At 69.8% G+C, this 24,392-nt stretch carries 24 protein-coding genes; 16 read left to right on the top strand and 8 right to left on the bottom strand.

Annotated features, from left to right (window positions below):
- Positions 1-37: 37 nt before the first annotated feature.
- Together ACF8LI_RS10865 and ACF8LI_RS10860 are read left to right on the top strand one after the other, a co-directional pair.
- Positions 38-1,918 carry an ATP-binding protein gene (locus ACF8LI_RS10865; protein WP_017407470.1) on the top strand — a complete coding sequence of 627 codons (1,881 nt, stop codon included), beginning with the start codon at positions 38-40 and terminating at the stop codon, positions 1,916-1,918.
- Positions 1,915-3,261, top strand: coding sequence for a sigma-54 dependent transcriptional regulator (locus ACF8LI_RS10860; RefSeq protein WP_209668926.1), 1,347 nt, complete (start codon positions 1,915-1,917; stop codon positions 3,259-3,261). The genes ACF8LI_RS10865 and ACF8LI_RS10860 overlap by 4 nt, the downstream gene beginning before the upstream one ends.
- Positions 3,262-3,278: 17 nt before the next feature.
- Here the strand turns inward: ACF8LI_RS10860 and ACF8LI_RS10855 are convergent, their stop codons facing one another.
- The 3 genes from ACF8LI_RS10855 to ACF8LI_RS10845 all read right to left on the bottom strand — a co-directional run bounded on the left by ACF8LI_RS10855 (position 3,279) and on the right by ACF8LI_RS10845 (position 6,091).
- Positions 3,279-3,641 (bottom strand): hypothetical protein, encoded by a 363-nt coding sequence (locus ACF8LI_RS10855; RefSeq protein ID WP_392412644.1) that lies wholly within the window; start codon positions 3,639-3,641, stop codon positions 3,279-3,281.
- A 280-nt stretch (positions 3,642-3,921) separates the two neighbouring features.
- A complete protein-coding gene (locus ACF8LI_RS10850) occupies positions 3,922-5,079 on the bottom strand; it encodes a mandelate racemase/muconate lactonizing enzyme family protein (RefSeq protein WP_047216939.1) in 1,158 nt (385 codons plus the stop codon).
- 43 nt (positions 5,080-5,122) lie between these two features.
- Positions 5,123-6,091, bottom strand: a complete 969-nt coding sequence (locus ACF8LI_RS10845; protein WP_392412642.1) for a Bug family tripartite tricarboxylate transporter substrate binding protein — start codon at positions 6,089-6,091, stop codon at positions 5,123-5,125.
- Between the two features lie 229 nt (positions 6,092-6,320).
- Here ACF8LI_RS10845 and ACF8LI_RS10840 point away from each other — a divergent pair, with 229 nt between their 5' ends.
- On the top strand, positions 6,321-7,325 hold the full coding sequence (locus ACF8LI_RS10840) for a LacI family DNA-binding transcriptional regulator (RefSeq protein ID WP_017403823.1): 1,005 nt from the start codon (positions 6,321-6,323) through the stop codon (positions 7,323-7,325).
- A gap of 4 nt (positions 7,326-7,329) precedes the next feature.
- Here ACF8LI_RS10840 and ACF8LI_RS10835 read toward each other — a convergent pair whose 3' ends face one another.
- Positions 7,330-8,124 carry an arylamine N-acetyltransferase gene (locus ACF8LI_RS10835; RefSeq protein ID WP_392412640.1) on the bottom strand — a complete coding sequence of 265 codons (795 nt, stop codon included), beginning with the start codon at positions 8,122-8,124 and terminating at the stop codon, positions 7,330-7,332.
- A 96-nt stretch (positions 8,125-8,220) separates the two neighbouring features.
- Between ACF8LI_RS10835 and ACF8LI_RS10830 the strand changes: the two genes are divergently transcribed.
- Positions 8,221-8,889 (top strand): GntR family transcriptional regulator, encoded by a 669-nt coding sequence (locus tag ACF8LI_RS10830; RefSeq protein WP_392412638.1) that lies wholly within the window; start codon positions 8,221-8,223, stop codon positions 8,887-8,889.
- A complete protein-coding gene (locus ACF8LI_RS10825) occupies positions 8,890-9,714 on the top strand; it encodes a PLP-dependent aminotransferase family protein (protein ID WP_392412717.1) in 825 nt (274 codons plus the stop codon).
- Here the strand turns inward: ACF8LI_RS10825 and ACF8LI_RS10820 are convergent.
- Both ACF8LI_RS10820 and ACF8LI_RS10815 read right to left on the bottom strand, forming a co-directional pair.
- On the bottom strand, positions 9,683-10,264 hold the full coding sequence (locus ACF8LI_RS10820; protein ID WP_013801997.1) for a peroxidase-related enzyme: 582 nt from the start codon (positions 10,262-10,264) through the stop codon (positions 9,683-9,685). The two genes, ACF8LI_RS10825 and ACF8LI_RS10820, sit on opposite strands and share 32 nt — an antisense overlap.
- 120 nt (positions 10,265-10,384) lie before the next feature.
- Positions 10,385-11,311 (bottom strand): LysR family transcriptional regulator, encoded by a 927-nt coding sequence (locus ACF8LI_RS10815; protein ID WP_392412636.1) that lies wholly within the window; start codon positions 11,309-11,311, stop codon positions 10,385-10,387.
- Positions 11,312-11,444: 133 nt separating this feature from the next.
- Here ACF8LI_RS10815 and ACF8LI_RS10810 point away from each other — a divergent pair, with 133 nt between their 5' ends.
- Positions 11,445-12,347 carry an alpha/beta fold hydrolase gene (locus ACF8LI_RS10810; protein ID WP_026061995.1) on the top strand — a complete coding sequence of 301 codons (903 nt, stop codon included), beginning with the start codon at positions 11,445-11,447 and terminating at the stop codon, positions 12,345-12,347.
- Between the two features lie 388 nt (positions 12,348-12,735).
- Entirely contained in the window at positions 12,736-14,244 is a 1,509-nt protein-coding gene (locus ACF8LI_RS10805; protein ID WP_016446273.1) for a YdgA family protein, read from the top strand.
- 40 nt (positions 14,245-14,284) lie between these two features.
- Here the strand turns inward: ACF8LI_RS10805 and ACF8LI_RS10800 are convergent, their stop codons facing one another.
- The gene (locus ACF8LI_RS10800; RefSeq protein ID WP_016451548.1) at positions 14,285-15,073 is read right to left on the bottom strand and encodes an IclR family transcriptional regulator; all 789 of its coding nucleotides are present in this window, start codon (positions 15,071-15,073) and stop codon (positions 14,285-14,287) included.
- 127 nt (positions 15,074-15,200) lie between these two features.
- Between ACF8LI_RS10800 and ACF8LI_RS10795 the strand changes: the two genes are divergently transcribed.
- The 9 genes from ACF8LI_RS10795 to ACF8LI_RS10755 all read left to right on the top strand — a co-directional run bounded on the left by ACF8LI_RS10795 (position 15,201) and on the right by ACF8LI_RS10755 (position 23,795).
- Positions 15,201-16,202: a tripartite tricarboxylate transporter substrate binding protein gene (locus tag ACF8LI_RS10795; protein WP_016451549.1), complete on the top strand. Its 1,002-nt coding sequence runs from the start codon at positions 15,201-15,203 to the stop codon at positions 16,200-16,202.
- 77 nt (positions 16,203-16,279) lie between these two features.
- Positions 16,280-17,215 (top strand): amidohydrolase family protein, encoded by a 936-nt coding sequence (locus ACF8LI_RS10790; protein WP_392412634.1) that lies wholly within the window; start codon positions 16,280-16,282, stop codon positions 17,213-17,215.
- Complete coding sequence (locus tag ACF8LI_RS10785) at positions 17,212-18,210, top strand: tripartite tricarboxylate transporter substrate binding protein (protein ID WP_074921351.1); 999 nt, start codon at positions 17,212-17,214, stop codon at positions 18,208-18,210. Before ACF8LI_RS10790 ends, ACF8LI_RS10785 begins: the two co-directional genes overlap by 4 nt.
- A gap of 48 nt (positions 18,211-18,258) precedes the next feature.
- Positions 18,259-18,945 (top strand): hypothetical protein, encoded by a 687-nt coding sequence (locus ACF8LI_RS10780; protein ID WP_016451551.1) that lies wholly within the window; start codon positions 18,259-18,261, stop codon positions 18,943-18,945.
- Positions 18,942-19,874, top strand: coding sequence for an NAD(P)-dependent oxidoreductase (locus ACF8LI_RS10775; protein WP_392412633.1), 933 nt, complete (start codon positions 18,942-18,944; stop codon positions 19,872-19,874). Before ACF8LI_RS10780 ends, ACF8LI_RS10775 begins: the two co-directional genes overlap by 4 nt.
- 70 nt (positions 19,875-19,944) lie before the next feature.
- Entirely contained in the window at positions 19,945-20,949 is a 1,005-nt protein-coding gene (locus ACF8LI_RS10770) for a tripartite tricarboxylate transporter substrate binding protein (RefSeq protein ID WP_070080455.1), read from the top strand.
- A 39-nt stretch (positions 20,950-20,988) separates the two neighbouring features.
- Complete coding sequence (locus ACF8LI_RS10765; protein WP_016446265.1) at positions 20,989-21,945, top strand: tripartite tricarboxylate transporter substrate binding protein; 957 nt, start codon at positions 20,989-20,991, stop codon at positions 21,943-21,945.
- 4 nt (positions 21,946-21,949) lie between these two features.
- A complete protein-coding gene (locus tag ACF8LI_RS10760) occupies positions 21,950-22,849 on the top strand; it encodes an amidohydrolase (protein ID WP_043790525.1) in 900 nt (299 codons plus the stop codon).
- 22 nt (positions 22,850-22,871) lie between these two features.
- Positions 22,872-23,795: an SMP-30/gluconolactonase/LRE family protein gene (locus ACF8LI_RS10755; RefSeq protein WP_392412632.1), complete on the top strand. Its 924-nt coding sequence runs from the start codon at positions 22,872-22,874 to the stop codon at positions 23,793-23,795.
- Positions 23,796-23,852: 57 nt separating this feature from the next.
- Here the strand turns inward: ACF8LI_RS10755 and ACF8LI_RS10750 are convergent, their stop codons facing one another.
- Positions 23,853-24,392, bottom strand: a complete 540-nt coding sequence (locus tag ACF8LI_RS10750) for a PadR family transcriptional regulator (RefSeq protein WP_016446262.1) — start codon at positions 24,390-24,392, stop codon at positions 23,853-23,855.

Raw genomic sequence — 24,392 nt, 5'->3', positions numbered from 1 at the left:
GGCGCTGGGGGGCACTGATAACATTGGTGCCTTCACCATGCCCGCCCGCCGCCCCCTGCGCCAGCTCATCCTGCTTTTGCTGTGGCTTGCCCTGAGCGGGCTGAGCGGCTGGGGTGCGTACCTGATGGCGCAGCGGCTGGGCATCGCCGATCTGCGTGCCACGGGCATGCACCGGCTGGAGCTGTACGGCGCCAGCCTGCAGCGCGAGATCGGCAAGTACGCCTTCCTGCCCGACGTGCTGGCACTGGAAGGCAATGTGCAAAGGCTGCTGGCCGAGCCCGGCGACGAGCAGCTCACCAACCGCGTCAACGCCTACCTGGAGCAGCTCAACGACCGCGCGGGCACGCTGACCGCCTACCTGGTCGATGCGCGCGGCCATGTCGTGGCCTCCAGCAACTGGCGGCGCTCCGACAGCTACCTGGGCGAGGACCTGAGCTTTCGCCCCTACTACCGCACGGCCATGGCCACGGGCAGCGCGCGCTTCTTCGGCATTGGCACCACGCGCGGCGAGCCCGGCTACTACCTGGCCTCCACCCTGGGCGACGACACCCACACGCTGGGCGTGGCCGTGGTCAAGGTCAGCCTGGACCAGCTGGAGCAATCGTGGTCCACGGTGGAGGCGCCCGTGCTGGTGGGCGACGAGAACGGCGTCGTCATCCTGGGCACGGTCTCCGACTGGAAATTCACCACCTTGCGCACGCTGGACGAGGGCACGCGCGCCGCCTTCGACCACACGCGCCAGTACAACCGCCGCGCGCTGGAGCCGCTGGGCCTGCAGGTGCTGCGCGACCTGGGCCAGGGCGCGCGCCTGGTGCGCATTGCCCGCCATGGCGAGGAATCGCCAGGCTCGGTCTACCCGGTCAGCGGCCGCTTCCTGGCCCAGTCGCGCCAGCTGCCTGGCACGCCCTGGACGATTACCGTGCTCTCGCACCTGGAGCAGGTCGACCAGCTGGCCCAGAGCCGCGCGCTGGCCGCGGCCGTGGGCGCGGCCTTTGTGCTGCTGCTGGCCATGATGGTCAACGAGCGCCGCCGCCACCTGCGCGACCGGCTGGCCGCGCGCGAGGCGCTGCAGGCCGCGCACGACGAGCTCGAGCGCAAGGTGGAGCAGCGCACGGCCGACCTGTCGGCCGCCAACGAGGCGCTGCAGGCCGAGGTGGCCGAGCGCACCCACGCCGAGGCCACGCTGCGCGCCGCCCAGGACGAACTGGTGCAGGCCGGCAAGCTGGCCGTGATAGGCCAGCTGTCCACGGGCGTGGCCCATGAACTCAACCAGCCGCTGACGGCGCTGCGCACCCTGGCCGGCAACAGCCAGCGCTTTCTGGAGCGCGGCGATACCGAAACCACGCGCGTGAACCTGGAGCGCATGGCGCAGCTGGCCGACCGCATGGGCCGCATCACCGGCCAGCTGCGCAACTTTGCGCGCAAGTCCAGCGGCGCCAGCCAGGCCGTGTCGCTGGCGCGTGCCCTGGACAATGCGCTGGCCGTGCTGGAGTCGCGCGTGGCCGAGACCGGCGCCCGCATCCTGCGCGATGACGGCGTGCCCGAGGCCGTGGCCTGGTGCGACCGCAACCGCATCGAGCAGGTGCTGATCAACCTGATCAACAATTCCCTGGACGCCATGCGCGGCCAGCCCGCGCCCTGCCTGGAGCTGGCCTGCGCCGTGGCCGATGGCCGCGCCCAGGTCACCGTGCGCGACCACGGGCCGGGCCTGAGCGAAGCGGCGCAGGCCCATCTGTTCCAGCCGTTTTTCACCACCAAGGAAGAGGGCGTGGGCCTGGGCCTGGGGCTGGCGCTGTCGGCCGGCATCGTGCGTGAATGCGGCGGCACGCTGACGGGCAGCAACCATCCGGGCGGCGGCGCCGTCTTCACGCTGAGCCTGGCCCTGGCTCCCTCCACACCCTCTGCCGACACACCATGACCGACGCCCTCAAAGTCCTGATCATCGAGGACGACCCCGACATCGTGCTCGGCTGCGAGCAGGCGCTGCAGCTCGAAGGCATCGCCTGTGAAAGCGTGGGCAGCGCCGAGCAGGCGCGCCGGCGCCTGTCGCGCGACTTCGCGGGCATCGTGGTCAGCGACATCCGCCTGCCGCGCATGGACGGCATGGCCTTCCTGCGCGAGCTGGTGGCCATGGATGCCGAGCTGCCCGTGGTGCTGATCACCGGCCACGGCGACATCTCCATGGCCGTGCAGGCCATGAAGGACGGCGCCCAGGACTTCATCCAGAAACCCTTCGCCCCCGAAACCCTGGTCGGCGCCGTGCGCCGCGCCCTGGAGCGCCGCCGCCTGGTTCTGGAAGTGCGGGCGCTGCGCCAGCAACTGCAGCAGCGCGACAGCCTGGAGCACCGGCTGATAGGCCGCGCGCCCAACATGCGCCAGCTGCGCCAGATGCTCACGGGCCTGGCGCAAAGCGCGGCCGACGTGCTGATCCAGGGCGAGACCGGCACGGGCAAGGAACTGGTGGCGCGCTGCCTGCACGAGGCCAGCGCGCGGCGCGATGGCAACTTCGTGGCCGTCAACTGCGGCGGCCTGCCCGACACGCTGTTCGACAGCGAGATGTTCGGCAGCGAGGCCGGCGCCTATACCGGCGCGGGCAAGAAGCGCATCGGCAAGCTGGAGCACGCCAGCGGCGGCACGCTGTTCCTGGACGAGATCGAGAGCATGCCCGTGCCCATGCAGATCAAGCTGCTGCGCGTGCTGCAGGAGCGTGTGCTGGAGCGCCTGGGCTCCAACACCCTGATCCCCATCGACTGCCGCGTGATCGCGGCTACCAAGGTGGATCTGCTGGAATTGAGCCGGCAAGGCCTGTTCCGCGCCGACCTCTACTACCGCCTGAACGTGGCCACCGTCTCGCTGCCGCCGCTGCGCGAGCGGCGCGAGGACGTGCCGCTGCTGTTCGAGCATTTCGCGCTGCAGGGCGCGGCGCGCCACCAGCGGCCCGTGCCCGAGCTGACCACCGCGCGCGTGCAGCAGTTGCTGGGCTATGACTGGCCCGGCAACGTGCGCGAGCTGCGCAACGTGGCCGAGCGCACGGTGCTGGGCATCGAGACCGGCTCGCCCCCCTTCGGCCAGCCGGCCGGCACCACCGCGCAGGACACCGCGCCCCGGCCGCTGTCCGCCACCGTCGAGGCCTTCGAGCGCGCCCTCATCGCCGACGCCCTGCGCCGCCACGGCGGCAGCTTGGCACGCACGGCCGAGGCCCTGGGCAGCCCCAAGACCACGCTGCACGACAAGATCCGCAAGTACGGGCTGGATGGGTAGGGGCCGGTTCGCCGCCTTCAGCCCGGATTTTCGGGAAACGGCCTGGCCTGCCTGGATTCGTAGAACGGGCGCAGTGCCGCAATCGCCTTTTGAATCGCAGCGCGCACGGCGGGCCGGTCGATCACCTCGCCACAGTGCAGCACGGGCAATGGCTTGCCCTGCCCGGGACGGGTTTCGTCGCGCATGACGGCCACATCGCCGTTGGCGCCCTTGGTGTTCTCCCTCTGCACCTGCTCGGCAATGCCCGCCAGCACTTCGATATCCCCGTGCATGCGCTGCACTACAACGGATGCCCAGGCATCTCCTTGGTCCTTGAGATAGGGCTCGGCCTGCTGGGTCAGGCAGCTTGCGATGGCATAGCTTTCAACGTCGCGCTGCACTTGCGTGCGAGCGCCACCTGCGGGATTCGTGTCTGGGGTGCATCCGGCGATGGCTGGAACCAAAAGAAGCAAGGCCACGCGCATCAAGTCAGCTCCCAAATTTCGCCTGTTGAGGTTGTGATGGTCGAATGGCCCGGCCGGGCCCGGCCCGGCCCGGCCCGGCATGCGCAGCCGGTGTCTTGGTCTGGCTGTCCACAGTCCACTCCATTTAGCCAATCAATATATGTGAAAGGCCTGAGGTACCGGGTGTACCCAGGCCCTCAGCCGTTCGCAGCCACCCTCAACCCCGCTCCCCGAACTCCACGCTTTCGCGCGTCCAGCGCCGTGCCTGCTCGCTCAGGCTCAGTCCCAGGCCGGGGCGCGTGGGTACGAGCATGCGGCCATCGGCGATGTCCAGGCGTTCGTTGAACAGCGGCTCCAGCCAGTCGAAGTGTTCCACCCAGGGCTCGTTGGCGCAGGTGGCGGCCAGGTGCACGTGCAGCTCCATGGCGAAGTGGGGCGCCAGGCTCAGGTGGGCCAGTTCGGCCTGGGCGGCGATCTGCAGGAAGGGCGTGATGCCGCCCACGCGCGGCGCGTCGGGCATGAGGAAGTCGGCGCTGCGGTGGCGTATGAGATCGCCGTGCTCGGCGGCGCTGGTCAGCATCTCGCCGGTGGCGATCGGCGTGTCGAAGCGCGCGGCCAGCGCGGCGTGGCCTTCGTGGTCGTAGGCGTCCAGCGGCTCCTCGATCCAGACCAGGTTGAATTCCTCGAAGACACGGCACATGCGCTGGGCCGTGGGGCGGTCCCATTGCTGGTTGGCATCGACCATGATGGGCGCGGCATCGCCCAGGTGGGCGCGCATGGCCTCCACGCGCCGTATGTCCAGCGCGCAGTCGGGCTGGCCCACCTTGAGCTTGATGCCGCCAATGCCGCGCTCCAGCGAGGCGCTGGCGTTGCGCTTGAGCTCATCGAGCGGCGTGTGCAGAAAGCCGCCCGAGGTGTTGTAGCAGCGCACGGATTCGCGCTGCGAGCCCAGCAGCTTGGACAGCGACAGGCCCGCGCGGCGCGCCTTGATGTCGTAGAGCGCCACGTCGAAGGCCGCGATGGCCTGCACGGCCAGCCCGCTGCGGCCCACGGAGGCGCCGGCCCAGCACATGCGCGTCCACAGCCGCGCAATGTCGCTGGGGTCTTCGCCCAGCAGGGAGGGCGCGATTTCGCGGGCATGGGCGAACTGGCCCGGGCCGCCTGCGCGCTTGGCGTAGCTCAGGCCCAGGCCCCGGTGGCCGTCGCGGGTCTGGATCTCGGCGAACAGCATGGCGACCTCGGTCATGGGCTTTTGGCGGCCCGTGAGCACCTTGGCATCGCTGATGGGCCGGGCCAGGGGGAGGTAGCAGGACGACAGGCGTATCCACTGGATGCGGTCCTGGCTGGTGGTTTCGGAGAGCGCGGAAGAAGTCATGGCTGCGGGAGTGCGGTGGTTGGGAAAAGGACAGGGGCAGGCATCAGTCGATGCTGATCTTTCCGGCCTCGATGACCGACTTCCAGCGCGCGTATTCCTGGCGCTGGAACTCGGCGAACTGCTGGGGCGTGCCGGCCACCATCTCGTAGCCGATGGAGACGAACTGCTCGCGCACCCGGGGATCGTTGAGCGCCTCGACAAAGGCCGCATGGGCCTTGTCGCGCAGCGCAGGCGGCAGGCCCTTGGGCGCGACGATGGCCTGCCAGGAGGCGACCTCCACGTTCTTCACCCCGGCTTCGGCCAGCGTGGGCAGGTCCGGCAGCACGGGCGAGCGGCGCGGGCTGGTCACGGCCAGGGCGCGCATCTTGCCGGCCCGGATGTGCTGGATCACGGCATTGATGTTCTGGAACGAGGCATCGACCTGGCCGCCGATCAGGTCGGCATGGGCGGGCGCGCCGCCCTTGTAGGGGATGTGCACGCCCTGGGTGCCCGTCTGCTGCCAGAACAGTTCGGCCGTCAGGTGGTCGCTGGAGCCGTGGCCGGCCGAGGCAAAGCTCATCTTGCCCGGATGGGCCTTGAGGTGGGCGACCACGTCGGCCACGCTCCTGTGCGGCGAGGCGGCAGGCACGACCAGCACGTTGGGCGACTGTACAGCCACGGTGATCAGGTCGAAGTCCTTGAGGGCGTCGTAGGGCAGGTTCTTGATCAGGTGGGGCACGATGACCAGCGGGCCCAGCGAGGTGACGAGAAAGGTCTGCCCGTCCGCCGCCGCGCGCTGCACGAAGGCCGCGCCGATGGTGCCCGTGGCGCCGGCCTTGTTCTCCACCACGAAGGACTGCCTGAGCTTTTCGCCCAGCCTGGGCGCCACGGCGCGCGCGACCTGGTCGGTGGAGCCGCCGGCGGGGAAGGGCACGACCAGGGTGACGGGCCTGTCGGGCCAGGCCTGGGCCGATGCAGAAAAGGCGGTGAGCGCGGCCAGGGCCAGCGCCATGGCACGAAGAATGTGATTCATCTTGTCTCCTGATTTGTGAATGACATCGTTGTCATTTCTAAGGAAATGAAAAAGCGCCGATGCCGTTTTGTAGATGCAAGGATTTGCGCTTTCAGCAAAATGATATCGTTGTCATTTTGGCTGTCAATCACGATTTCTGCGATGCAGGGCAGGCTTGGCGCCCGTGCGTGGAGGGCGGTCTGCTATCTTCAGGCCCGTCCCCGATACCCGCCCGCGATCGCGCTTGCCCATGAACACACCCACACCACCCAGGCCCGCCACGCTGCACGACGTGGCCGAGGCGGCCGGCGTCTCGCTGATCACGGCCTCGCGCGCACTGGGCAATCCTTCCATCGTTTCGGAGAAGACGCGCGAGCGCGTGCGCCAGGCCGTGGAGGCCACGGGCTATATCCCCAACCTGCTGGCCGGCGGGCTCAAGTCCAGGCGCAGCCGCATGGTGGCGGGCGTGGTGCCTGCGCTTTCGGTGTCGCAGTTCCTGCCCACGGTGCAGTCATTGACGGCCACGCTGGCGCAGGAGGGCTATCAGCTGCTGCTGGGCCAGACCTTCTACGACGAGCAGCGCGAGGAGGAGGTGCTCAACGCCATGATCGGGCGCCAGCCCGACGGCATTGTGATGATGGGCCTGGTGCAGTCCGGCAAGGCGCGCGAGCGGCTGCGCAGGACCGGCATTCCCGTGGTGGAAACCTGGGACTTCAGCGACCGGCCGCTGGACATGGTGGTGGGCTTTTCCCACCTGAAGGTGGGCAGCGCGCTGGCCGGCTATTTCCTCTCGCGCGGCCTGCAGCGCGTGGGCATGGCCACGGGCAGCGACCACCGGGCCCAGCAGCGGCGCGAGGGCTTTCTTGCAGCCTGGGGCCGCGAGGTGCCCACGGTCACCGTGTCCGCGCCCGGCAGCCTGGAGCTGGGCCGGCAGGCGCTGGGCCAGTTGCTGGCGCAGCAGCCTGATCTGCAGGCCGTGGTCTGCAGCTCGGACATGCTGGCCCACGGCATTTTGGTGGAAGCCCAGGCGCGCGGCCTGCGCGTGCCCGTGGATCTGGCCGTCTCGGGCTTCGGCAATGCCGATTTCGCGGCCCATCTGCTGCCGTCGCTGACCACCGTGCATGTGGACGGGCCGGGCATAGGCCGCCTGGCCGCCGAACTCGTGCTGGCACGCTGCCAGGGCCGCAGTGCCGGGCGCTCGGCGTTCGACCTGGGGTTCGAGCTGATCGAGCGGGATTCGACCCGCCTGGCTTAGAGGCTCAGCACACGGCAGCAGCCTGGCGCTCGGTCGCCAGCCCGAACAGGCTGCCCAGCACGTGCTGGATCTCATCAGGGGCCAGCTGCCTGGTCTCGGTGCCGCTGGCCGTGATGGTCTTGAGCGCGTCGCCCACCAGGATCATGCGGCCGGCCGGCTGGTGCAGCACCACCACCCGCTTTTGCACGAAGATGGCATCCGGGTGCGTGGAGTTCAGGTAGTTGGCGGGGGCGAAATCCACCCATTCCTGGGGCGACAGGTTGAAGGCGTACTGGTTGGCCCATTCACCGTCCACGCGGGCCTGCAGCAGGTATTCGCCCTGGTCGTCCAGGCTCAGGCGGAAGGTGTCGCCGTCCTGGCGGACCTCGGTGTCCAGCTCGTCCAGGGCCATGGGGGCTCGTATGCCGTAGCTGCCAAAGCCCAGGTCGCACAGCCAGCGCCGTCCCTCGACCTCGGCCACCAAGGCCATGTGGGTGCGGGGCCGGCGTGCCGGATAGAACATGGGCCGCGCCGCCACAAAGCGGTAGGCAATGCCCAGGGCCTGCAGCGCCATGGCGAACAGGCCGTTCACCTCGTAGCAGTAGCCGCCACGGGCGCCGCCGAGGATCTTGCCCGCAATGTCTTCGGGCACCAGAGAGACGATCTTGCCGGCCTGCACGTCGAGGTTCTCGAAAGGCACGGAAAACAGCTGCTGGCGCATCAGCGCATGCAGGGTGGCGGCATCTGCCTGGGCGGAGGCCCCGGCACTGAAGCCGATGCGGCGGAAGTAGGCCTGGAGATCGAAATTGCTGGCTTGCATGGGTTTCCTCGGGTTGCTTGATGGCTACAACGATAAATCCGGGCAGCCAATGCCTGTATAAGCAGAATTCAAGAAAACTGACCTGTACAGATTGGCATGCCCACCACCAACGAACCCTTGCCCCAGTACCGCCGCATTGCCCAGGCCCTGCGCCAGACGCTGGCCTGCGGCGCACTGCGCCCCGGCGACAGGCTGATCTCCGCCCGCAGCCTGGCCGAGCGCGAACAGGTCAGCCTGCCCACCGCACTGGAGGCGCTGCGCTGCCTGGAGGCCGAGGGCCTGATCGTCGCGCGCCCGCGCTCGGGCTACTTTGTACGGCAGGCAACCGGCGGCGCGGCGTTGCAGGCGTCCCGCCCGTCGTCGCGCCCCGTGCCCGTGACCCTGTCGGCCCTGGCGCGCTCGCTGTTCAGCAGTCCCGACACGCGCCTGATCCCGCTGGGTGCGGCATTGCCCGATCCGGCCTGGCTGCCCACGGCCCGGCTGCAGCGCGCGCTGCAGACCGCCGGGCGCCGCCTGGACGCGCACGGGCAGACCTACAGCATGCCGCCGGGCCGCGCCGACCTGCGCGGCCAGATCGCGGCCCGGGCCGCGCAATGGGGTGCGCGCTTCGGCCCCGACGACCTGGTCCTGACGGCAGGCGCCACCCAGGCCGTGCGGCTGGCCCTGCGCGCCGTGTGCAAGCCCGGCGATGTCGTGGCCGTGGAGCGGCCCGCCTATTTCGGCAGCCTGCTGCTGCTGGAGGACCTGGGCCTGAAGGCGCTGTAGATTGCCACCGATCCCCGCGAAGGCCTGCTGCTGGAGCCGCTGGCCGAGGCCATTGCCCGCCACCGGCCGGCTGCCGTGCTGGCATCGCCCACCGTGCAGAACCCGCTGGGCGCCAGCATGCCGGTGGAGCGCAAGCAGGCCCTGGTGGCGCTGCTGGAGCGGGCGGGCATTCCCTTGATCGAAGACGATGTCTATGGCGACCTTGCGGGCGACGGACAGCGCCCGCCGGCCTGCAAGGCCTTCGACGGCAGCGGCAACGTGCTGTATTGCGGCTCGGTGTCCAAGACCCTGGCGCCGGGCTGGCGCGTGGGCTGGATTGCGGCGGGCCGCTTCCATGCCCAGGTGCTGCAGGTGCGCCTGGCGGGCGACTGGGCCGGTGCGCCGCTGCTGGAAGCCGCCGTGAGCGAGGTGCTGGCCAGCGGCGACTACGACCGGCACCTGCGCCGTCTCAAGTCCCGCGTGCAGGCCGGGGTGCAGGCCGTCACGGCCAGGGTCGAGGCCAGCTTTCCGCCCGGCACCCGCGTCTCGGCCCCGCGCGCGGGCTTTCTGCTGTGGGTGGAGTTGCCGCGCCAGGTCAATGCACTGGAGGTGCACCGCCGCGCGCTGGAGCTGGGCATTGGCGTCAGCCCCGGCCCGCTGTTCTCATCGCGCTCGGACCTGCCCAACCACCTGCGCCTGAACTGCGCCAACGAGCCCACGCCGCGCCTGCTGGGGGCCGTGGGGCAGGTGGGGGAGATATGCCGGGGTTTGGTCGAGGGTGCTGCGGCGCGCCAGGGGGCACAGGTCGGCCAGCCTACTTCTTCTCGCGCGGCACGCGCCCCATGAGGAAGAACTCGGGATTGGGCTGCATGCCGGCAAAGCTGGCCATGCGGTTGGACAGGCCGAAGAAGGCGGTGATGGCGGCGATGTCCCAGATGTCCTCGTCGTCGAAGCCATGCGGGTACAGCGCCTCGAAGTCGGCCTCGCAGATTTCATGGCTTCGCTCGCAGACCTTCATGGCGAAGTCCAGCATGGCGCGCTGGCGGGCGCTGATGTCGGCCTTGCGGTAGTTGACGGCCACCTGGTCGGCCACGTAGGGCTGCTTTTCGTAGATGCGCAGGATGGCGCCGTGGGCCACCACGCAGTACAGGCACTGGTTGGCCGCGCTGGTGGTGGTGACGATCATCTCGCGCTCGCCCTTGGTCAGGCTGCCTTCTTCCTTGAGCATGAGCGCATCGTGGTAGGCGAAGAAGGCGCGCCACTCGGCGGGGCGGCGCGCAAAGGCCAGGAAGACGTTGGGGATGAAGCCTGCCTTTTCCTGCACTTCAAGGATGCGGGTGCGGATGTCCTCGGGCAGGCTGGACAGTTCGGGCTGGGGGTAGCGGGCGGTGGCCATGTGTCTTGTCTCCTGGGGGTGGTGGTTGTCGTTGCGGGCCATGTTCGCATGGCCTGCGCTGCGCGGGGTGAACGCGCATGACAGCCTGCCTGCCGCCGAGGTTGCAGATTGCGCCCGGGCTCAGGCGGGCGCCATCTCCGGTTCAGGCCGTTGTGCAAACCAGTCGCCCAGAAAGCCGGTGAGCGCGCGGATCCGGGCCGACATCTCGCTGCGCGTGGCGTGCACCAGGTAGATGTCGGCCGCAGGCAGCTGCCATTGGGGCAGGACCTCGCGCAGGGCGCCTGCGGCCAGCGGCGCGGCCACGTCCCACAGCGAGCGCTGCAGGATGCCGTGGCCGTCCAGTGCCCAGGTCAGGGCTGCAGCGCCATCGTTGGTGCTCATCACGCCGTTGACCTTGATGTTGTGCTCGCTCAGGCCCTGGCGCGTGCGACGGCTCAGGCGCCAGCTGCCATAGGTTTCGTCGCTCTCGCGGATCACGATGCAGCGGTGGGTCTGCAGGTCCGCAGGCTGGCGCGGCTCGCCATGGGCATCCAGGTAGGAGGGCGCGGCGCACAGCACGCGGCGGTTGGGCAGCAGCAGGCGGGCGGTGAGGGCGGAGTCGGGCAGGGCGCCAAAGCGCACCACGGCGTCAAAGCCCTGCTCGACCAGGTTGACGGGCCTGTCCGTCAGGTGCAGCTGCACTTGCACCTCGGGATAGGCGCGCGCAAAGGCCGACAGCGCGGGCGCCAGCCGCTGGCGGCCAAAGCCCAGTGTGCAGGCAATGGACAGCGGGCCGCGCGCCGTGGCGCGCGTGCCCGAGATGCTGCGCTCCAGCGCCTCCAGGTCGGCCAGGATGCGCGCGCCGTCCAGCAGGTAGGCCTCGCCCTCGGGCGTCAGGTGGATGCGCCGTGTCGTGCGCTGCAGCAGGCGCACGCCCAGGCGCCGCTCCAGCAAGGACAGGCGGCGGCTGACGGCGGGCGGCGTCACGCCCATCTGCTGGGCCGCAGCGGCCAGGCTGCCTTCGCGGATCAGCAGCGAGAAGAAACGCAGGTCGGAAAAGCCGTCCATGGTGGATGCGGTGGATGGTTGATTCGTAAATTGAACTGATGGATCAATGCAATATTTTGCTATTTATGCAGCCTGGTTTACTGATTAGCATGGCAGGCTGACAGTCATGAACAACGTAGAAGGAATCTCCGGGATGCACACAGATCCATGGATGCCGGGCCTGCGCCAGCAGCGCATCACGGTCGATGACGGGGTGGAGATCAACGCCTGGGTGGGCGGCCAGGGGCCGGCCCTGCTGCTGGTGCACGGCCACCCGCAGACCAGCGCCATCTGGCACCGCGTCGCGCCCCGGCTGGCGCAGCAGTTCACCGTGGTGCTGGCCGACCTGCGCGGCTATGGCGACTCCTCGCGCCCGGCCGGCGATCCCGAGCATGTGAGCTACAGCAAGCGCACCATGGCCCGCGACCTGCTGCGGTTGATGGCGCGGCTGGGCCATGAGCATTTCAGCGTGCTGGCGCATGACCGGGGCGCGCGCGTGGCGCACCGGCTGGCCATGGACTATCCCGCCAGCGTGCAGCGTCTGGTGCTGCTGGACATTGCGCCCACGCTGGCCATGTACGAGCAGACCGGCGAGGCCTTTGCGCGCGCCTACTGGCACTGGTTCTTCCTGATCCAGCCCGCGCCGCTGCCCGAGCGCCTGATCGAGGCCGACCCCGCCGCCTATGTGCGCGAGATCATGGGCCGGCGCAGCGCCGGCCTGGCGCCCTTCGATCCCCGGGCGCTGGCCGAGTACCAGCGCTGCCTGGCGCTGCCGGGCAGCGCGCACGGCATGTGCGAGGACTACCGCGCCTCGGCCGGCATCGACCTGGACCATGACCGCGAGGACCGCCGGCTGGGGCGCAGGCTGTCCATGCCGCTGCTGGTGCTCTGGGGCGAGGAGGGCGTGGTGCACCGCTGCTTCGATCCGCTGCGCGAGTGGCAGCTCGTGGCCGACGATGTGCGCGGCCGGCCGCTGGCCTGCGGGCACTACATTGCCGAGGAGGCGCCCGACGCACTGCTGGACGCGGCCCTGCCATTTCTGTTGCAGGCTGGGTGAGTGCGGTCATTGCTGGCTTTCGGGACTGCATTCAGGCAAGCCGGCAAAAAAGGGCAAAGAGGGCAAAGGTGCATTCGCACCATATCTGGGGAGACATAGCGTTCTCCATGGATTCAATTGGTATGCCAATCGTGTCCGGAAAAGGTAAGCAATTGAAAAAACCGCATGCCTGCTGCCAGCATGCAATGCCCAGGTCTCAATCCTTGAAAGCCGCTGGAGACAAGGCCTGGCAAGGGCTGGGCAACGCCTTGCGCCCATAGGGGACCACCGCACAAGGTGCAGGCGGGCCAATGCGCAGCCCATTGCCGATGCATGGTGAAACGCCGAACTGATACAGTCGCGCGGCCCGCCCGAGGGGGAGGGTCTTATTCATCACGGGATATTCACAATGAGCAACAAGAAAACCGCAGTGGCTGCTGCCGTGGCATTGGCCGTCGTGGCCTATGGAGGAACCACCTGGTATACGGGCCAAAGGGCCGAGTCCGGCTACAAGGATGCCGTGGCCGAATTGCGCAAGGTGCTGGGCGAGAAGGCCGTCGTGACCGACGAATACCACAAGGGATTCCTGTCGTCCCAGGCCAAGCTGGTGCTGCAGTGGCCTGCGGCTGGCGAGGCCGATGCGCCCGCCGCTGCAGACGCCGGCGCAGAAGCCGCCCCCAAGCCCGTGCGCCTGGTGGTGGACACCACGGTGCGCCATGGCCCGCTGGCCGGTGGCCGCCTGGCGGCAGCGGTGTCGGAGACGCGCTTTGCGCTCGACGGCCTGGACGAAAAGAGCCGCCAGACCCTGGCCAAGGCTGTCGCTCCCACGCTGACCAGCGTGCACCACTTCACGGGCGGCCAGGATGTGCGCCTGCTGCTGCCTGCAGGCGAGATGGGCGACAACGAAGTCACCATGCGCTGGCAGGAAATGGTGCTGGACACGGCCCTGGGCGGTGGCAGCGTCAAGGGCACCTGGCGCTGGCCCGAGGTGGCCCTGCTGGGCCTGCCCAGCCGCGACAAGTCCATGGGCGTGGAAGAGGAAGAGGGCGAGGAGGAGGAATCCGACAACGACGAGGCCATCGCCGCCCAGCCGGCCGCAGCGCCGGTGGAGCGCACCAGCATCGTGCTCACGGGCCTGGAAAGCAGCTTCGAGAACAAGGTCATCGACGGCCTGTGGGGCCTGGGCCCCGGCAAGGCCAGCGTGCGCATCGCCCGCTTCGGCATGAGCAGCACGCCCGCCGAAGGCGGCGAGGCCAAGACGCTGCTGGACCTCAAGAACGTGGACGGCAGCTCGGTCATCGAGTCCGACAAGACCACGCTGGGCATGACCACCCAGGTCAAGGGCACGGGCCGTATCGGCCCCATCGATTTCGAGTCCGTGGGCTACGAGGAAAAGATCCAGCGCCTGGACATCGAGGCGCTGCGCGGCTTCCAGCGCGTCATGGTCGAGGGCTACCGCAAGGAGGGCCTGGCCAAGGCACTGGAATCGCTGGAAGAGCAGGGCATGGGCGTGCTGATGCAGAACGCCCCGCGCCTGGTGGCGGCCCTGCCGGCCTACTCCATGAAGCTGCAGGCCACCTACCAGGGCCAGACCGGCCACCTGGAGTACGGCGCCGAAGTGCAAAGCGCGCCCACGCAGGAGCAGGTCGCCCAGGCCGGCTGGATGCCGGCGCTGCTCAAGACCTCGGCACTGCAGGCCAATGCCAGCCTGCCCAAGGCCTGGCTGGAGCCGCTGATCAAGGCATCGGGCAAGCCCGATGTCTCGGCCGAGGATGTGGAAGGCATGCTGGGCATGGCCCAGGCCACGGGCTATGCCCGCCTGGAAGGCGACAAGCTGGTCAGCGCGCTCAAGATGCAGGCCGGCCAGGTCACGCTCAACGGCAAGCCCATCGCCCTGCCCATGGGCGCGCTGCAGTAAGCGGCCATCCACCTTCGGGGCGTCGCCCCGGAAGGGGTTCTCAGGGATGCCACTGGCTGGCGCGCACCACAGGGGCCTGTGTGCTGGCGCTGCCCGCCAGCGCATAGGACAGCTGGTTGGCCGCCGCCACCACCGTCTGCGCCATGGCTTCCAGCCGGGCCTCGGGCAGGCGCGATGCCGGCCCGGAAATGCACACCGACCCCATCAGCCGCCAGTGCATGCCGAACACCGGCGCCGACACCGTGGCCACGCCCTGTTCGCGCTCGCCGATGGACCAGTGGTAGCCGCGCTGGCGGATCTGCTCGTACACCGGCCCCGGCTCGCCTGAAAACGCCAGGATCACGCGCCCTGGCGAGCCCTGGTCCAGCGGCAGCCCCTCGCCCATGCGCGCATGGTGGCGCAGGGCCTGCGGCCCTTCCACGCGCACGAGGCAGGTGCGCACATTGCCTTCGCGCACATAGAAGGCCGCGCTCTCGCCGCTGGCCTGCGTGAGCGCGCGCAGCGCGGGCTCCAGCACGTTCTGCACATCGAAGCCCGCCTGGTAGCGCGCACCCAGCCAGCCAGCGGCCGGGCCCAGGCGCCAGTCCCCATCGTCCCTTTGCACCATGAAGCCCGACTGCGCCAGCGTGCGCGCCAGCCGCAGCACCGTGGTCTTGTGCAGCGCGCAGCGCCGGCTCAGTTCCGCCAGGGACAGGTGCGACTCCCCGAGGGCGAAGGCGCCAAGCAGCTGCAAGGCACGCGTGACGGCGATGACGCCGCCGTCCTTGGCCGCGCTGGCCTTGTCATCGGGTGGCTGCGCCGGGGAAGGGGTGCTGGGGGGCTTGTTCATGGTGCAAGGCATGCAATTGGTTGCGCTGTATGAAACGGCATTGTATGGGTTGAAACGTTTTCATAAAGTTCGTCCCACGCACCGCAGCCATGCGGGCGTTGGACACAACAAACGGAGACAAACCGCCATGCCGATTCCCTCGCTTTCGCGTTGCCTCAACGCACGCCTTCTTGCCGTCCTGGTCGGCGTTGCCGCCATCGTGCCCATGGGCGCTGCCCAGGCCCAGGACGCCTATCCCCGCAAGCCCATCCGCCTGGTCGTGCCGTTTCCGCCCGGTGGCGGCACGGACATGATCGCGCGCACCGTGGCCCAGCGGCTGGCGGACCACAACAAGTGGACCGTGGTGGTGGACAACCGGCCCGGCGCCGGCGGCAACCTGGGCGTGGACGCCGTGGCCAAGGCCGCGCCGGACGGCCATACCCTGGTCATGGGCCAGACCAGCAACCTGGCCATCAACCCCTCGCTGTACGCCAAGCTGCCCTATGACCCGCTGAAGGATCTGGTGCCCGTGGCGCTGGTGGCTTCCGCGCCCATCGTCATGGCCGCGCCGGCCAACTCGCCCTACAAGACCTTTGCCGACCTGGTCAAGGCCGCCAAGGCCAAGCCCGACGGCCTCACGCTGGGCTACCCGGGCAACGGCACGGTGGCGCACCTGGCCGGCGAACTGGCCGAGAACGCGGCCGGCATCAAGCTGCGCCATGTGCCCTACAAGGGCGCAGCACAGGCCATGACCGACCTGGTGGGCGGGCAGATCGATTTCTACATGTCCGCCGTGCCCACGCTGCTGGGCCAGGTGCGCAACGGCAAGCTGCGCGCGGTGATGGTCACCTCGCTCAAGCGCTCCGCCCAGCTGCCGCAGACGCCCACGCTGGCCGAGTCCGGCTACCAGGACTTCGAGGCCGTCACCTGGTTCGGGGTGCTGGCGCCGGCTGGCACGCCGCAGGCCATCGTGCAGCAGTTGAACAAGGCCATCAACGACGCGCTGCTCGTGCCCGAGGTGGCCGAGAAGCTGCGCTCCGAAGGCGGCGAGGTGCTGGGCGGCTCGTCCGAGAAGTTCGCCGCGCTGCTGCGCGCCGAGGTGCCGCGCTGGGCACGCATCGTCAAGGACTCGGGCGCCAGCCTGGACTGAGCCCGGGGCAGGGGCGCCAGCCCTTTCGCTTCCTTCTCGCTCCCACCTCCCTTCCTTTCCTCCATCGAGATCTCGCCATGGACTGCGACAGCCTTGCCGTGCCCGTCCGTTTCTCGCAGGGCAGCGCCCGGCCCCGTGCCGTGCTGCCCCCGGATGCCTGCGACTGCCATGTGCATGTCTATGACGGCCGCTACCCGGCAACCCCGGGCGCGCGGCTGCTGCCGCCCGACGCCTCGGCCGGCGACTACCGCGCGCTGCAGCGGCGCCTGGGCACCTCGCGCTGCGTGCTGGTCACGCCGTCCACCTACGGCAGCGACAACCGCTGCATGTTGGACGGGCTGGCCGCCCTCGGCCCGCAGGCGCGGGGCGTGGCCGTGATCGATGGCAGCGAAAGCGATGACCAGCTGCGGCGCCTGCACGGCCTGGGCGTGCGCGGCGTGCGGCTGAACCTGTCGCTGGGCGTGACGGGCACGGCCGAGCTGCTGGTGCCGCTGGCCCGCCGCATTGCGCCGCTGGGCTGGCATCTGCAACTGCTGATGGCGCCGGACCTGCTGGCGTCGCTGGCCGGCGTGCTGCGGCAATTGCCGGTGCCGCTGGTGTTCGACCACTTCGGCCGCATCGCCCCCGAGCAGGCGGGGCGCCATGCGGGCCATGCGCTGCTGCTGGAGCTGCTGGAGGGTGGCAGGGCCTGGGTCAAGTTGTCCGGCGGCTACATCGTCAGCGCGCTGCAGTCGGTCGAAGACCCGGCGCTGGACGCCCTGGCCGCCAGCTATCTGCGCTGCGCGCCCGAGCGTGTGCTCTGGGGCAGCGACTGGCCGCATGTCAGCGCCTCGGCAGGCATGCAGCCCCTGCCTGATGACGCCCGCCAGATCGACCGCCTGGCCGACTGGACCTCCCATGCCGGCGGTGCCGCCACGCTGCGGCGCGTGCTGGTGGACAACCCGCGGGCGCTGTACGGCTTCGAGACCGCAGCGCCGCCATTGCATTGCACACAAGCAGGAGACAAACCATGAACACCTTCCATCCCACGCGCCGCACCCTGCTGGCCGCAGGGGGCGCCGCCCTGCTGGGGCCGCTGTGCAGCGCCGCCGTCCACGCGCAGCCCGCATGGCCGGCAGGCAAGCTCATCACCTGGGTCGTGCCCTATCCGCCCGGCGGCAGCACCGATGTGCTGGGCCGCCAGGTGGCACTGCACCTGGGCAAGGCCCTGGGCAGCACCGTGATCGTGGACAACCGCGCGGGCGCCACGGGCACCATCGGCGCGGCCTACGTGGCCAAGGCGGCGCCGGACGGCCACACGCTGCTGGGCACCTCCATCGGCCCGCAGGCGATCGCGCCCCACCTCATGGGCAAGCTGCCCTATGACCCGATTGCGGGCTTCGAGCCCGTCATCACCATCGGCACCATTCCCCATTTGCTGGTGGTGGGCGCGGCCCAGCCCTTCCAGTCGGTGGCCGATCTGCTGGCCGCCGCCAAGGCGCAGCCGGGCCAGCTGGCCTTTGCCTCGGGCGGCAGCGGAACCATCTTGCAGATGCAGGGCGAGCTGCTGCAAAGAAAGGGCGGCGTGCGCTTCATCCATGCGCCCTACAAGGGCGACACGCCCGCGCTGCAGGACACGCTGGCGGGCCAGGTGCAGTTCATGTTCGCCCCCGTGGCCGCGGCGCTGCCCCATGTGCAGGGCGGCAAGCTGCGTGCGCTGGCCGTGACCTCGGCGGCGCGCCTGAAGGCCCTGCCTGACGTGCCCACCATGGCCGAGGCCGGCATCGGCGACTTCGTGGTCGAACAGTGGCAGGCCGTCTTTGCGCCGGCCAGGACGCCGGCCGCCATCGTGCAGCGGCTGAACCAGGAGATCGGCCTGGCGCTCAGGGACCCGGCCGTCGTGGCACTGGCCGAGCGGCTGGGCGTGACCCTGGTCGGCGGCACGCCACGGCAATTGGGCGAGCTGCAGAAATCCGACTCCGCCAAGTGGGCCCAACTCATCCGCGAGGCCGGCATCAAGGCCGACTGACGCGCGCACATCTTTCTGTTTTCCTTCACCTCATCTCACTGGACCATCATGAGCCAACTCCCAGAAATCATCCGTGACATAGAGCGCGTGGACGCCCAAGTCGTGCAGCGCGCAGCCGGCTTTCAGGCCGCCATCCTGGCCGACGTGGCGGGCCGCCGCGGCACCATGCATTCGCGCGTGGCGCCCGTGCACCAGGGCATGAAAGTGGCCGGCCCGGCCTTCACCGTCGAGGTGCGTCCCGGCGACAACCTCATGATCCACGCCGCCATCGCGCTGGCCCGGCCCGGCGACGTGCTGGTCATCGACGGCAAGGGCGACCAGACGGCGGCGCTCATGGGCACGCTGATGCTCAGCGCCTGCAAGAAGCTGGGCCTGGCCGGCGTCATCGTGGACGGCGCCATCCGCGACCGCCTGGAGCTGCTGGAGCTGGACTTCCCCGTGTTCAGCGCAGGCTTCAATCCCGCAGGCCCGACCAAGTTCGTGCCGGGCCGCATCAACCACGCCATCTGCGCTGGTGGCACGACGGTTCACCCGGGCGACCTGGTGGTGGGCGATGCCGATGGCGTGGTCGTCATCGAGCGCGCCAAGGCACCCGCCATGCTGGAGCTGGCCGTGAAGAAGGTGGCCGACGAGGCCGCCCGCATCGAGGCCATTGCGCGCGGCGACACGGCATCGAAGTGGCTGCCCGCGGCCCTGCGCGCGGCCGGCGTGCTCAAGGAAGGGGAATCGCTGTGAGCACCATCATCGTCACCGGCGCCGATCTGGCGCCACAGGCCCTGGAGCTGCTGGCCCGGCACGACATCGTCTATGCGGGCAAGACGCCCACCGAAGAGGACCTGGTCGCGCTGTGCCGCGCCCATGATCCCGTGGCCATCATCGTGCGCTACGGCAAGGTGGGCGCGGCCGTGATGGACGCGGCGCCCTCGCTGCGCGTGATCTCCAAGCACGGCAGCGGCACGGACACCATCGACAAGGCGGCCGCCGCCGAACGCGGCATTGCCGTGGTGGCCGCCGCGGGCGCCAACGCGGCGGCCGTGGCCGAGCAGGCACTCGCGCTGCTGCTGGCCTGCGCCAAGTCGGTGGTGGCGCTGGACGCCCGCATGCACGCAGGCCACTGGGACAAGGCCACGCACAAGAGCCTGGAGCTGGGCGGGCGCACCGTGGGCCTGGTGGGGCTGGGCGCCATCGGGCTGCGCTTTGCGCGCATGGCCGATGCGCTGGGCATGCGCGTGATCGGCTTCGATCCCTTCGCAAAGAACCTGCCCGCCTACGTGCAGCCCGTGGACCTGGAAACCATCTGGCGCGAGTCCGACGCGATTTCGCTGCACTGCCCGCTGACCGAGGAAAACCGGGGCATGCTCGGCGCCTCCACGCTGGCGGCCTGCAGGCGCGGTGTGATCGTGGTCAACACCGCACGCGGCGGCCTGATCGACGAGGCCGCGCTGCTGGCCGCCGTGCGCTCGGGCCAGGTGGCGGCCGCAGGGCTGGACAGCTTTGCGGTGGAGCCCATGGTGGCCGGCCACCCGTTCCAGGGCGAAAGGAACTTCGTGCTCAGCCCCCATATCGGCGGCGTGACCGGCGATGCCTACGTGAACATGGGCGTGGGCGCGGCCCGCAATGTGCTGGAGGTGCTGGCCCGCGTGCCTGCGGTGGCCGGCGCCTGAGCCAGGGCAGGGGCGCCGTGTGCGCCCTTGGCCCATGCATGTGCATGCATGTGATTTGAGGAGACAAGCGATGTCGAGGAATTTCCAAGAGGTCCGCCGCCTGGCCTTGCGCGGCGGCCTGCTGGCCGCCGTGGGGCTGGCCGTGCTGGGCGCCCAGCCCGCGTTGGCGCAGAAGGACTATCCGGCCAAGCCCGTGCGGCTGGTCGTGGGCTTTGCGGCGGGCGGCCCCACCGACGTGGTGGCGCGCGCCTTTGCCGACCATGCGGGCAAGGCGCTGGGCCAGCCCTTCGTGGTGGACAACAAGCCCGGGGCCAACACCATACTGGCCGCGCAGGCCGTGGCTGGCGCGCCGGCCGATGGCTATACGCTGCTGTTCGGCGCCACCAACCACAGCATGATCCCGGCGCTGTACCAGGGCCGCGTGAAGTTCGACGTGGTGCGCTCGTTCCGGCCGCTGTGCACGGTGGCCAGCAGCCCCACGGTGCTGGTCGTGGGGCCGGGCATGCCGGCGCGCAACCTGCAGGATTACATGGACCAGGCACGCAGCCGGCCCGGCAGCGTCACGGCCGGCACGGCGGGCATGGGCAGTTCGGGCCATTTCGCCACCGAGATGTTTGCGCGGGCCAAGGGCCTGAAGCTCAACCACGTGCCCTACAAGGGCGCGGCGCCCGTGGTCACGGATCTCATGGGCGGCCAGCTCGACAGCTCCTTCGCCACGCTGGGCTCGGTGCTGCCCCAGGTGCGCAGCGGCAAGCTCACGGCGCTGGCCGTGGCCTCGCCCAGACGCGCGTCCCTGCTGCCCCAGGTGCCCACCTTTGCCGAAGCGGGCGGCGGCGACTACTCGGCCGATGTCTGGTACGGCGTGCTCGCGCCGGCTGGCATTCCCGACGGTGCGGCCCAGGCGCTGGAGCGCGTGGCCGTGGAGTTCGCCAAGAGTGCATCGGCCGCGGACAAGCTGCACGGCCTGGGCATGGATGCCGAGTCCAGCTGCGGCAGCGCCTTCGCGCAGCGCGTGGCCAGCGAAGCGGCCTCCTATGCGCAGATCGCCCGCGAACTGAACCTGAAGGCGGATTGATTCGGCCGCCGCCCCCTCTAAACAATGTGGAGACAAGCCATGAAATTCCTTGCCAGAACCCTGATCGCGGCCTGCGCCCTGGCCGCCGCCGTGGCCCAGGCCGCCTTTCCCGAGCGTCCCATCACCCTGGTCGTGCCCTATGCGCCCGGCGGCGGCGCCGACGCGGCCGCGCGCCTGCTGGCTACGCGCATGGGCGCGCGGCTGGGCACCAGCATCATCGTGGACAACCGGCCCGGCGCCAGCGGCACCATTGGTGCCAGCCAGGTGGCCAAGGCGCGCGCCGATGGCTACACGGTGCTCTACGACGCCACGCCGTTTTCCATCAACCCGCATCTGTTTGCCAAGCTGCCCTATGCGCGCAGCGCGCTGCAGCCGCTGTCGCTGGTGCTGCTCATGCCCAATGTGGTCGTGGTGAAGGCCGATTCGCCCGTGCGCAGCGTGGCCGACCTGGCGGCCAGGGCCAAGGCGCAGCCGGGCAAGATCAACTTCGCCTCGGGCGGCAGCGGCACGGTGCAGCGCCTGGCGGCCGAGCTGTTCCGCCAGCGGCTGGAGCTGGACATGGTCCATGTGCCCTACAAGAGCGGCGGGCCGGCCATTGCCGATGTGATGGGCGGGCAGGTGGACTTCATGTTCGGCACCATGGCGGCCACCTATCCGCTGGTCACGGGCGGCAAGCTGCGCGCCCTGGCCGTGGCGGCGCCCCAGCGCTCGGCGCGCCTGCCCGATGTGCCCACCGTGTCCGAGACCGTGATTCCCGGCTACGAGGCCTATGAGTGGAACGGCATCTTCCTGCCCACGGGCACGCCCGAGCCCGTGGCCGCGCGCCTGCACCAGGCGCTGTCCGAGGTGCTGCAGGAAGCCGAGGTGCGCCAGCGCCTGAGCGACCTGGGCGCCCAGCCCATGGCATCGACGCCGGCCGAGTTCGCCGCCTTCCTCCAGAAGGAAGACGCCAAGTGGGGCGAGGTGGTGCGCAAGGGCGCCATCGTGCTGGACTGAGCGCATGGGCATGACCGACATCGCCATGGCCGTGCCGCACTCGGCCGGCACGAGCAGGCCTGCGCGCACGCTGCCGCCCCTGGCTTGCGACAGCCACATGCACATCTTCGATGCGCGCTTTGCGCCGTCGCCGCACTGGCCGCGCACGCCTCCGCAGGCCGACGTGGCCATGTACCGTCAACTGCAGCGGCGCCTGGGCACCTCGCGCGCCGTGGTGGTCACGCCCTCGACCTATGGCACGGACAACGCCTGCACGCTGGATGCGCTGGAGCGCCTGGGCGATGATGCGCGCGGCGTGGCCGTGGTCGCCCACGACGTGGCCGATGCCGAGCTGGACCGGCTGGCCACGCACCGTGTCTGCGGGCTGCGCGTGAACTTTGTCTCGCCGCAGTCCTGGGGCGAGACCACGGCCCACATGCTGGTCACGCTGGCGCACCGGGTCGCACGGCTGGGCTGGCATGTGCAGGTCTTCGTGCAGCCCGAACAGCTGGTGGCGCTGGAGCCCGTGCTGGGCGCGCTGCCCGTGCCCCTGGTCGTGGACCACCTGGGTCGCATCGACCCGGCCGCGGGCATGCAGGGCGTGGAGGGCGCGGCCCATGCCGCGCTGCGCCGGCTGCTCGATGGCGGCAACACCTGGGTCAAGCTCTCCGGCGCCTATATGCGTTCATCGGTGGGCGGCCCCTCCTATGCCGACACGCTGCCGCTGGGCCGCGACCTGGTGCGCGCCGCACCCGAGCGCCTGGTCTGGGGCAGCGACTGGCCGCACACCACCGAGGCGCCGGGCTCCGTCGACGATGCCGATCTGGTCGATCTGCTGCAGGCCTGGGCGGGCACGGACGAGGCCATGGACCGCATCCTGGTCGACAATCCAGCGCGCCTGTACGGTTTCAGCGCCATCCCCTGAAATCCCGAGAAAGACAAGCACCATGTTCCTGCTGCAAGCCCCCCAGGTCTGCGAACTCGAATCGTTCACCGCCATGCCCGACGCCCTGCGCCGCCCCGAGCGCAGCGACTGGGCCGATGCCAACCGGGGCGGCGCCGTCACCGACTCCTTCCTCGAGGGGCCGGTGTTCGACGGCGCCGGCAACCTGTACGTGGCCGACATTCCCTGGGGCCGCGTCTTCCGCATCGATCCGCAAGGCGCCTGGACCCTGGTGGCCGAGTACGACGGTGAGCCCAACGGCATGAAGTTCCTTGACGAGCGCACGCTGCTGATCACCGACTACAAGAACGGCCTGATGTGCCTGGAGGTGGCCACGGGGCGCGTCAGCCCCTATCTGCAGCGGCGCAACAGCGAGCGTTTCAAGGGCGTGAACGACCTGGTCTTCGATGCCGAAGGCAACCTCTACTTCACCGACCAGGGCCAGAGCGGCCTGCACGATCCCAGCGGCCGCCTGTACCGCCTGCGGCCGGACGGCCGGCTGGACCTGCTGCTGGCCAACGTGCCCAGCCCCAACGGCGTGGCGCTGTCGCCCGATGGCCGCGTGCTCTACCTGGCCGTGACGCGCGGCAACTGCGTCTGGCGCGTGCCCCTGCTGCCCGATGGCAGCGTGGCCAAGGTGGGGCAGTTCTTCACCTCCTACGGCCCCAGCGGTCCCGACGGGCTGGCCGTGGATGACCAGGGCCGACTGCTGGTGGCCAACCCGGGCCTGGGCCTGGTGTGGGTGCTCAACCATCGGGCCGAGCCCGTGCAGGTGCTGCGCGGCGTGCCGGGAAGCTCGCTCACCAACCTGGCCTTTGGCGGCGCGGACCGCCGCACGCTGCATGTGACGGACTCCACGCACGGGTGCATTCTGCGTGCCCGGCTGGAGGCGCCGGGGCTGGCGCTGCACGGCTTGAACAAGGGCTGAGGCGGCCGTCGCGACCTTCTCAGCCGTCTCGGCAGTCTCAGTCGTCGCAACCGTTCCTCAGGGCCTGGCCGGCATGTCCAGGATCTCCCGGGCTTCCTGCAGCAGGCCTATCCACAGCTGCTCCTGCTGTATGCCGGCCTTGAGCACCAGGTGCTGCAGTCGCCGCTCGCGCGTGGGCGGCTTGTCCAGGAAATCGCGCTGCTCCAGGCGCTGGTAGACGTCCAGCTGCGCCTGGTGCAGTGCCAGCAGCCGCTGCACTTCGTCCTGCAGTCCGCAGGGCCCCACCACCGCCTCGGCACGCAGGCGCACCATCCATTCCTCGCGCAGCGGCTTGGGGTCTTCCTGCTCGGCCACCCAGCGCTTGAGCTCCTTGCGGCCCGTGGGCAGGATGCGGTACTGGCGCTTGCGGCCCCGGCCGGATTCGGCGGGCAGGGCCTCTATCCATTGCGCCTCTTCCAGCCGCGCGAGTTCGCGGTAGATCTGCTGGTGCGTGGCGTTCCAGAAGTAGCCGATGGAGCGGTCGAAGCGCTCGGCAAGTTCCGAGCCCGAGCAGGGGTGCTCGACCAAGGCAGTGAGAAGGGCGTGTGGCAGGGACAT

Origin of the sequence: Delftia sp. WSY_12 (assembly GCF_043104645.1) — a bacterium.
Taxonomy (GTDB): Bacteria; Pseudomonadota; Gammaproteobacteria; order Burkholderiales; family Burkholderiaceae_C; genus Comamonas; species Comamonas tsuruhatensis.
The sequence above is the reverse complement of the archived record's forward strand: the minus strand, read 5'-3'. Positions and strand labels throughout refer to the sequence as shown.

Bases quoted from the DNA above. Each gene is read 5' to 3' on its own strand.
- ACF8LI_RS10835 (WP_392412640.1), bottom strand. From the start codon at position 8,124: ATGCAAGCCAGCAATTTCGATCTCCAGGCCTACTTCCGCCGCATCGGC.
- ACF8LI_RS10785 (WP_074921351.1), top strand. From the start codon at position 17,212: ATGAACACCTTCCATCCCACGCGCCGCACCCTGCTGGCCGCAGGGGGC.
- ACF8LI_RS10850 (WP_047216939.1), bottom strand. From the start codon at position 5,079: ATGACTTCTTCCGCGCTCTCCGAAACCACCAGCCAGGACCGCATCCAG.
- ACF8LI_RS10780 (WP_016451551.1), top strand. From the start codon at position 18,259: ATGAGCCAACTCCCAGAAATCATCCGTGACATAGAGCGCGTGGACGCC.
- ACF8LI_RS10790 (WP_392412634.1), top strand. From the start codon at position 16,280: ATGGACTGCGACAGCCTTGCCGTGCCCGTCCGTTTCTCGCAGGGCAGC.
- ACF8LI_RS10805 (WP_016446273.1), top strand. From the start codon at position 12,736: ATGAGCAACAAGAAAACCGCAGTGGCTGCTGCCGTGGCATTGGCCGTC.
- ACF8LI_RS10810 (WP_026061995.1), top strand. From the start codon at position 11,445: ATGCACACAGATCCATGGATGCCGGGCCTGCGCCAGCAGCGCATCACG.
- ACF8LI_RS10860 (WP_209668926.1), top strand. From the start codon at position 1,915: ATGACCGACGCCCTCAAAGTCCTGATCATCGAGGACGACCCCGACATC.
- ACF8LI_RS10820 (WP_013801997.1), bottom strand. From the start codon at position 10,264: ATGGCCACCGCCCGCTACCCCCAGCCCGAACTGTCCAGCCTGCCCGAG.
- ACF8LI_RS10845 (WP_392412642.1), bottom strand. From the start codon at position 6,091: ATGAATCACATTCTTCGTGCCATGGCGCTGGCCCTGGCCGCGCTCACC.
- ACF8LI_RS10815 (WP_392412636.1), bottom strand. From the start codon at position 11,311: ATGGACGGCTTTTCCGACCTGCGTTTCTTCTCGCTGCTGATCCGCGAA.
- ACF8LI_RS10795 (WP_016451549.1), top strand. From the start codon at position 15,201: ATGCCGATTCCCTCGCTTTCGCGTTGCCTCAACGCACGCCTTCTTGCC.
- ACF8LI_RS10755 (WP_392412632.1), top strand. From the start codon at position 22,872: ATGTTCCTGCTGCAAGCCCCCCAGGTCTGCGAACTCGAATCGTTCACC.
- ACF8LI_RS10760 (WP_043790525.1), top strand. From the start codon at position 21,950: ATGGGCATGACCGACATCGCCATGGCCGTGCCGCACTCGGCCGGCACG.
- ACF8LI_RS10750 (WP_016446262.1), bottom strand. From the start codon at position 24,392: ATGTCCCTGCCACACGCCCTTCTCACTGCCTTGGTCGAGCACCCCTGC.
- ACF8LI_RS10770 (WP_070080455.1), top strand. From the start codon at position 19,945: ATGTCGAGGAATTTCCAAGAGGTCCGCCGCCTGGCCTTGCGCGGCGGC.
- ACF8LI_RS10840 (WP_017403823.1), top strand. From the start codon at position 6,321: ATGAACACACCCACACCACCCAGGCCCGCCACGCTGCACGACGTGGCC.
- ACF8LI_RS10830 (WP_392412638.1), top strand. From the start codon at position 8,221: ATGCCCACCACCAACGAACCCTTGCCCCAGTACCGCCGCATTGCCCAG.
- ACF8LI_RS10800 (WP_016451548.1), bottom strand. From the start codon at position 15,073: ATGAACAAGCCCCCCAGCACCCCTTCCCCGGCGCAGCCACCCGATGAC.
- ACF8LI_RS10765 (WP_016446265.1), top strand. From the start codon at position 20,989: ATGAAATTCCTTGCCAGAACCCTGATCGCGGCCTGCGCCCTGGCCGCC.
- ACF8LI_RS10865 (WP_017407470.1), top strand. From the start codon at position 38: ATGCCCGCCCGCCGCCCCCTGCGCCAGCTCATCCTGCTTTTGCTGTGG.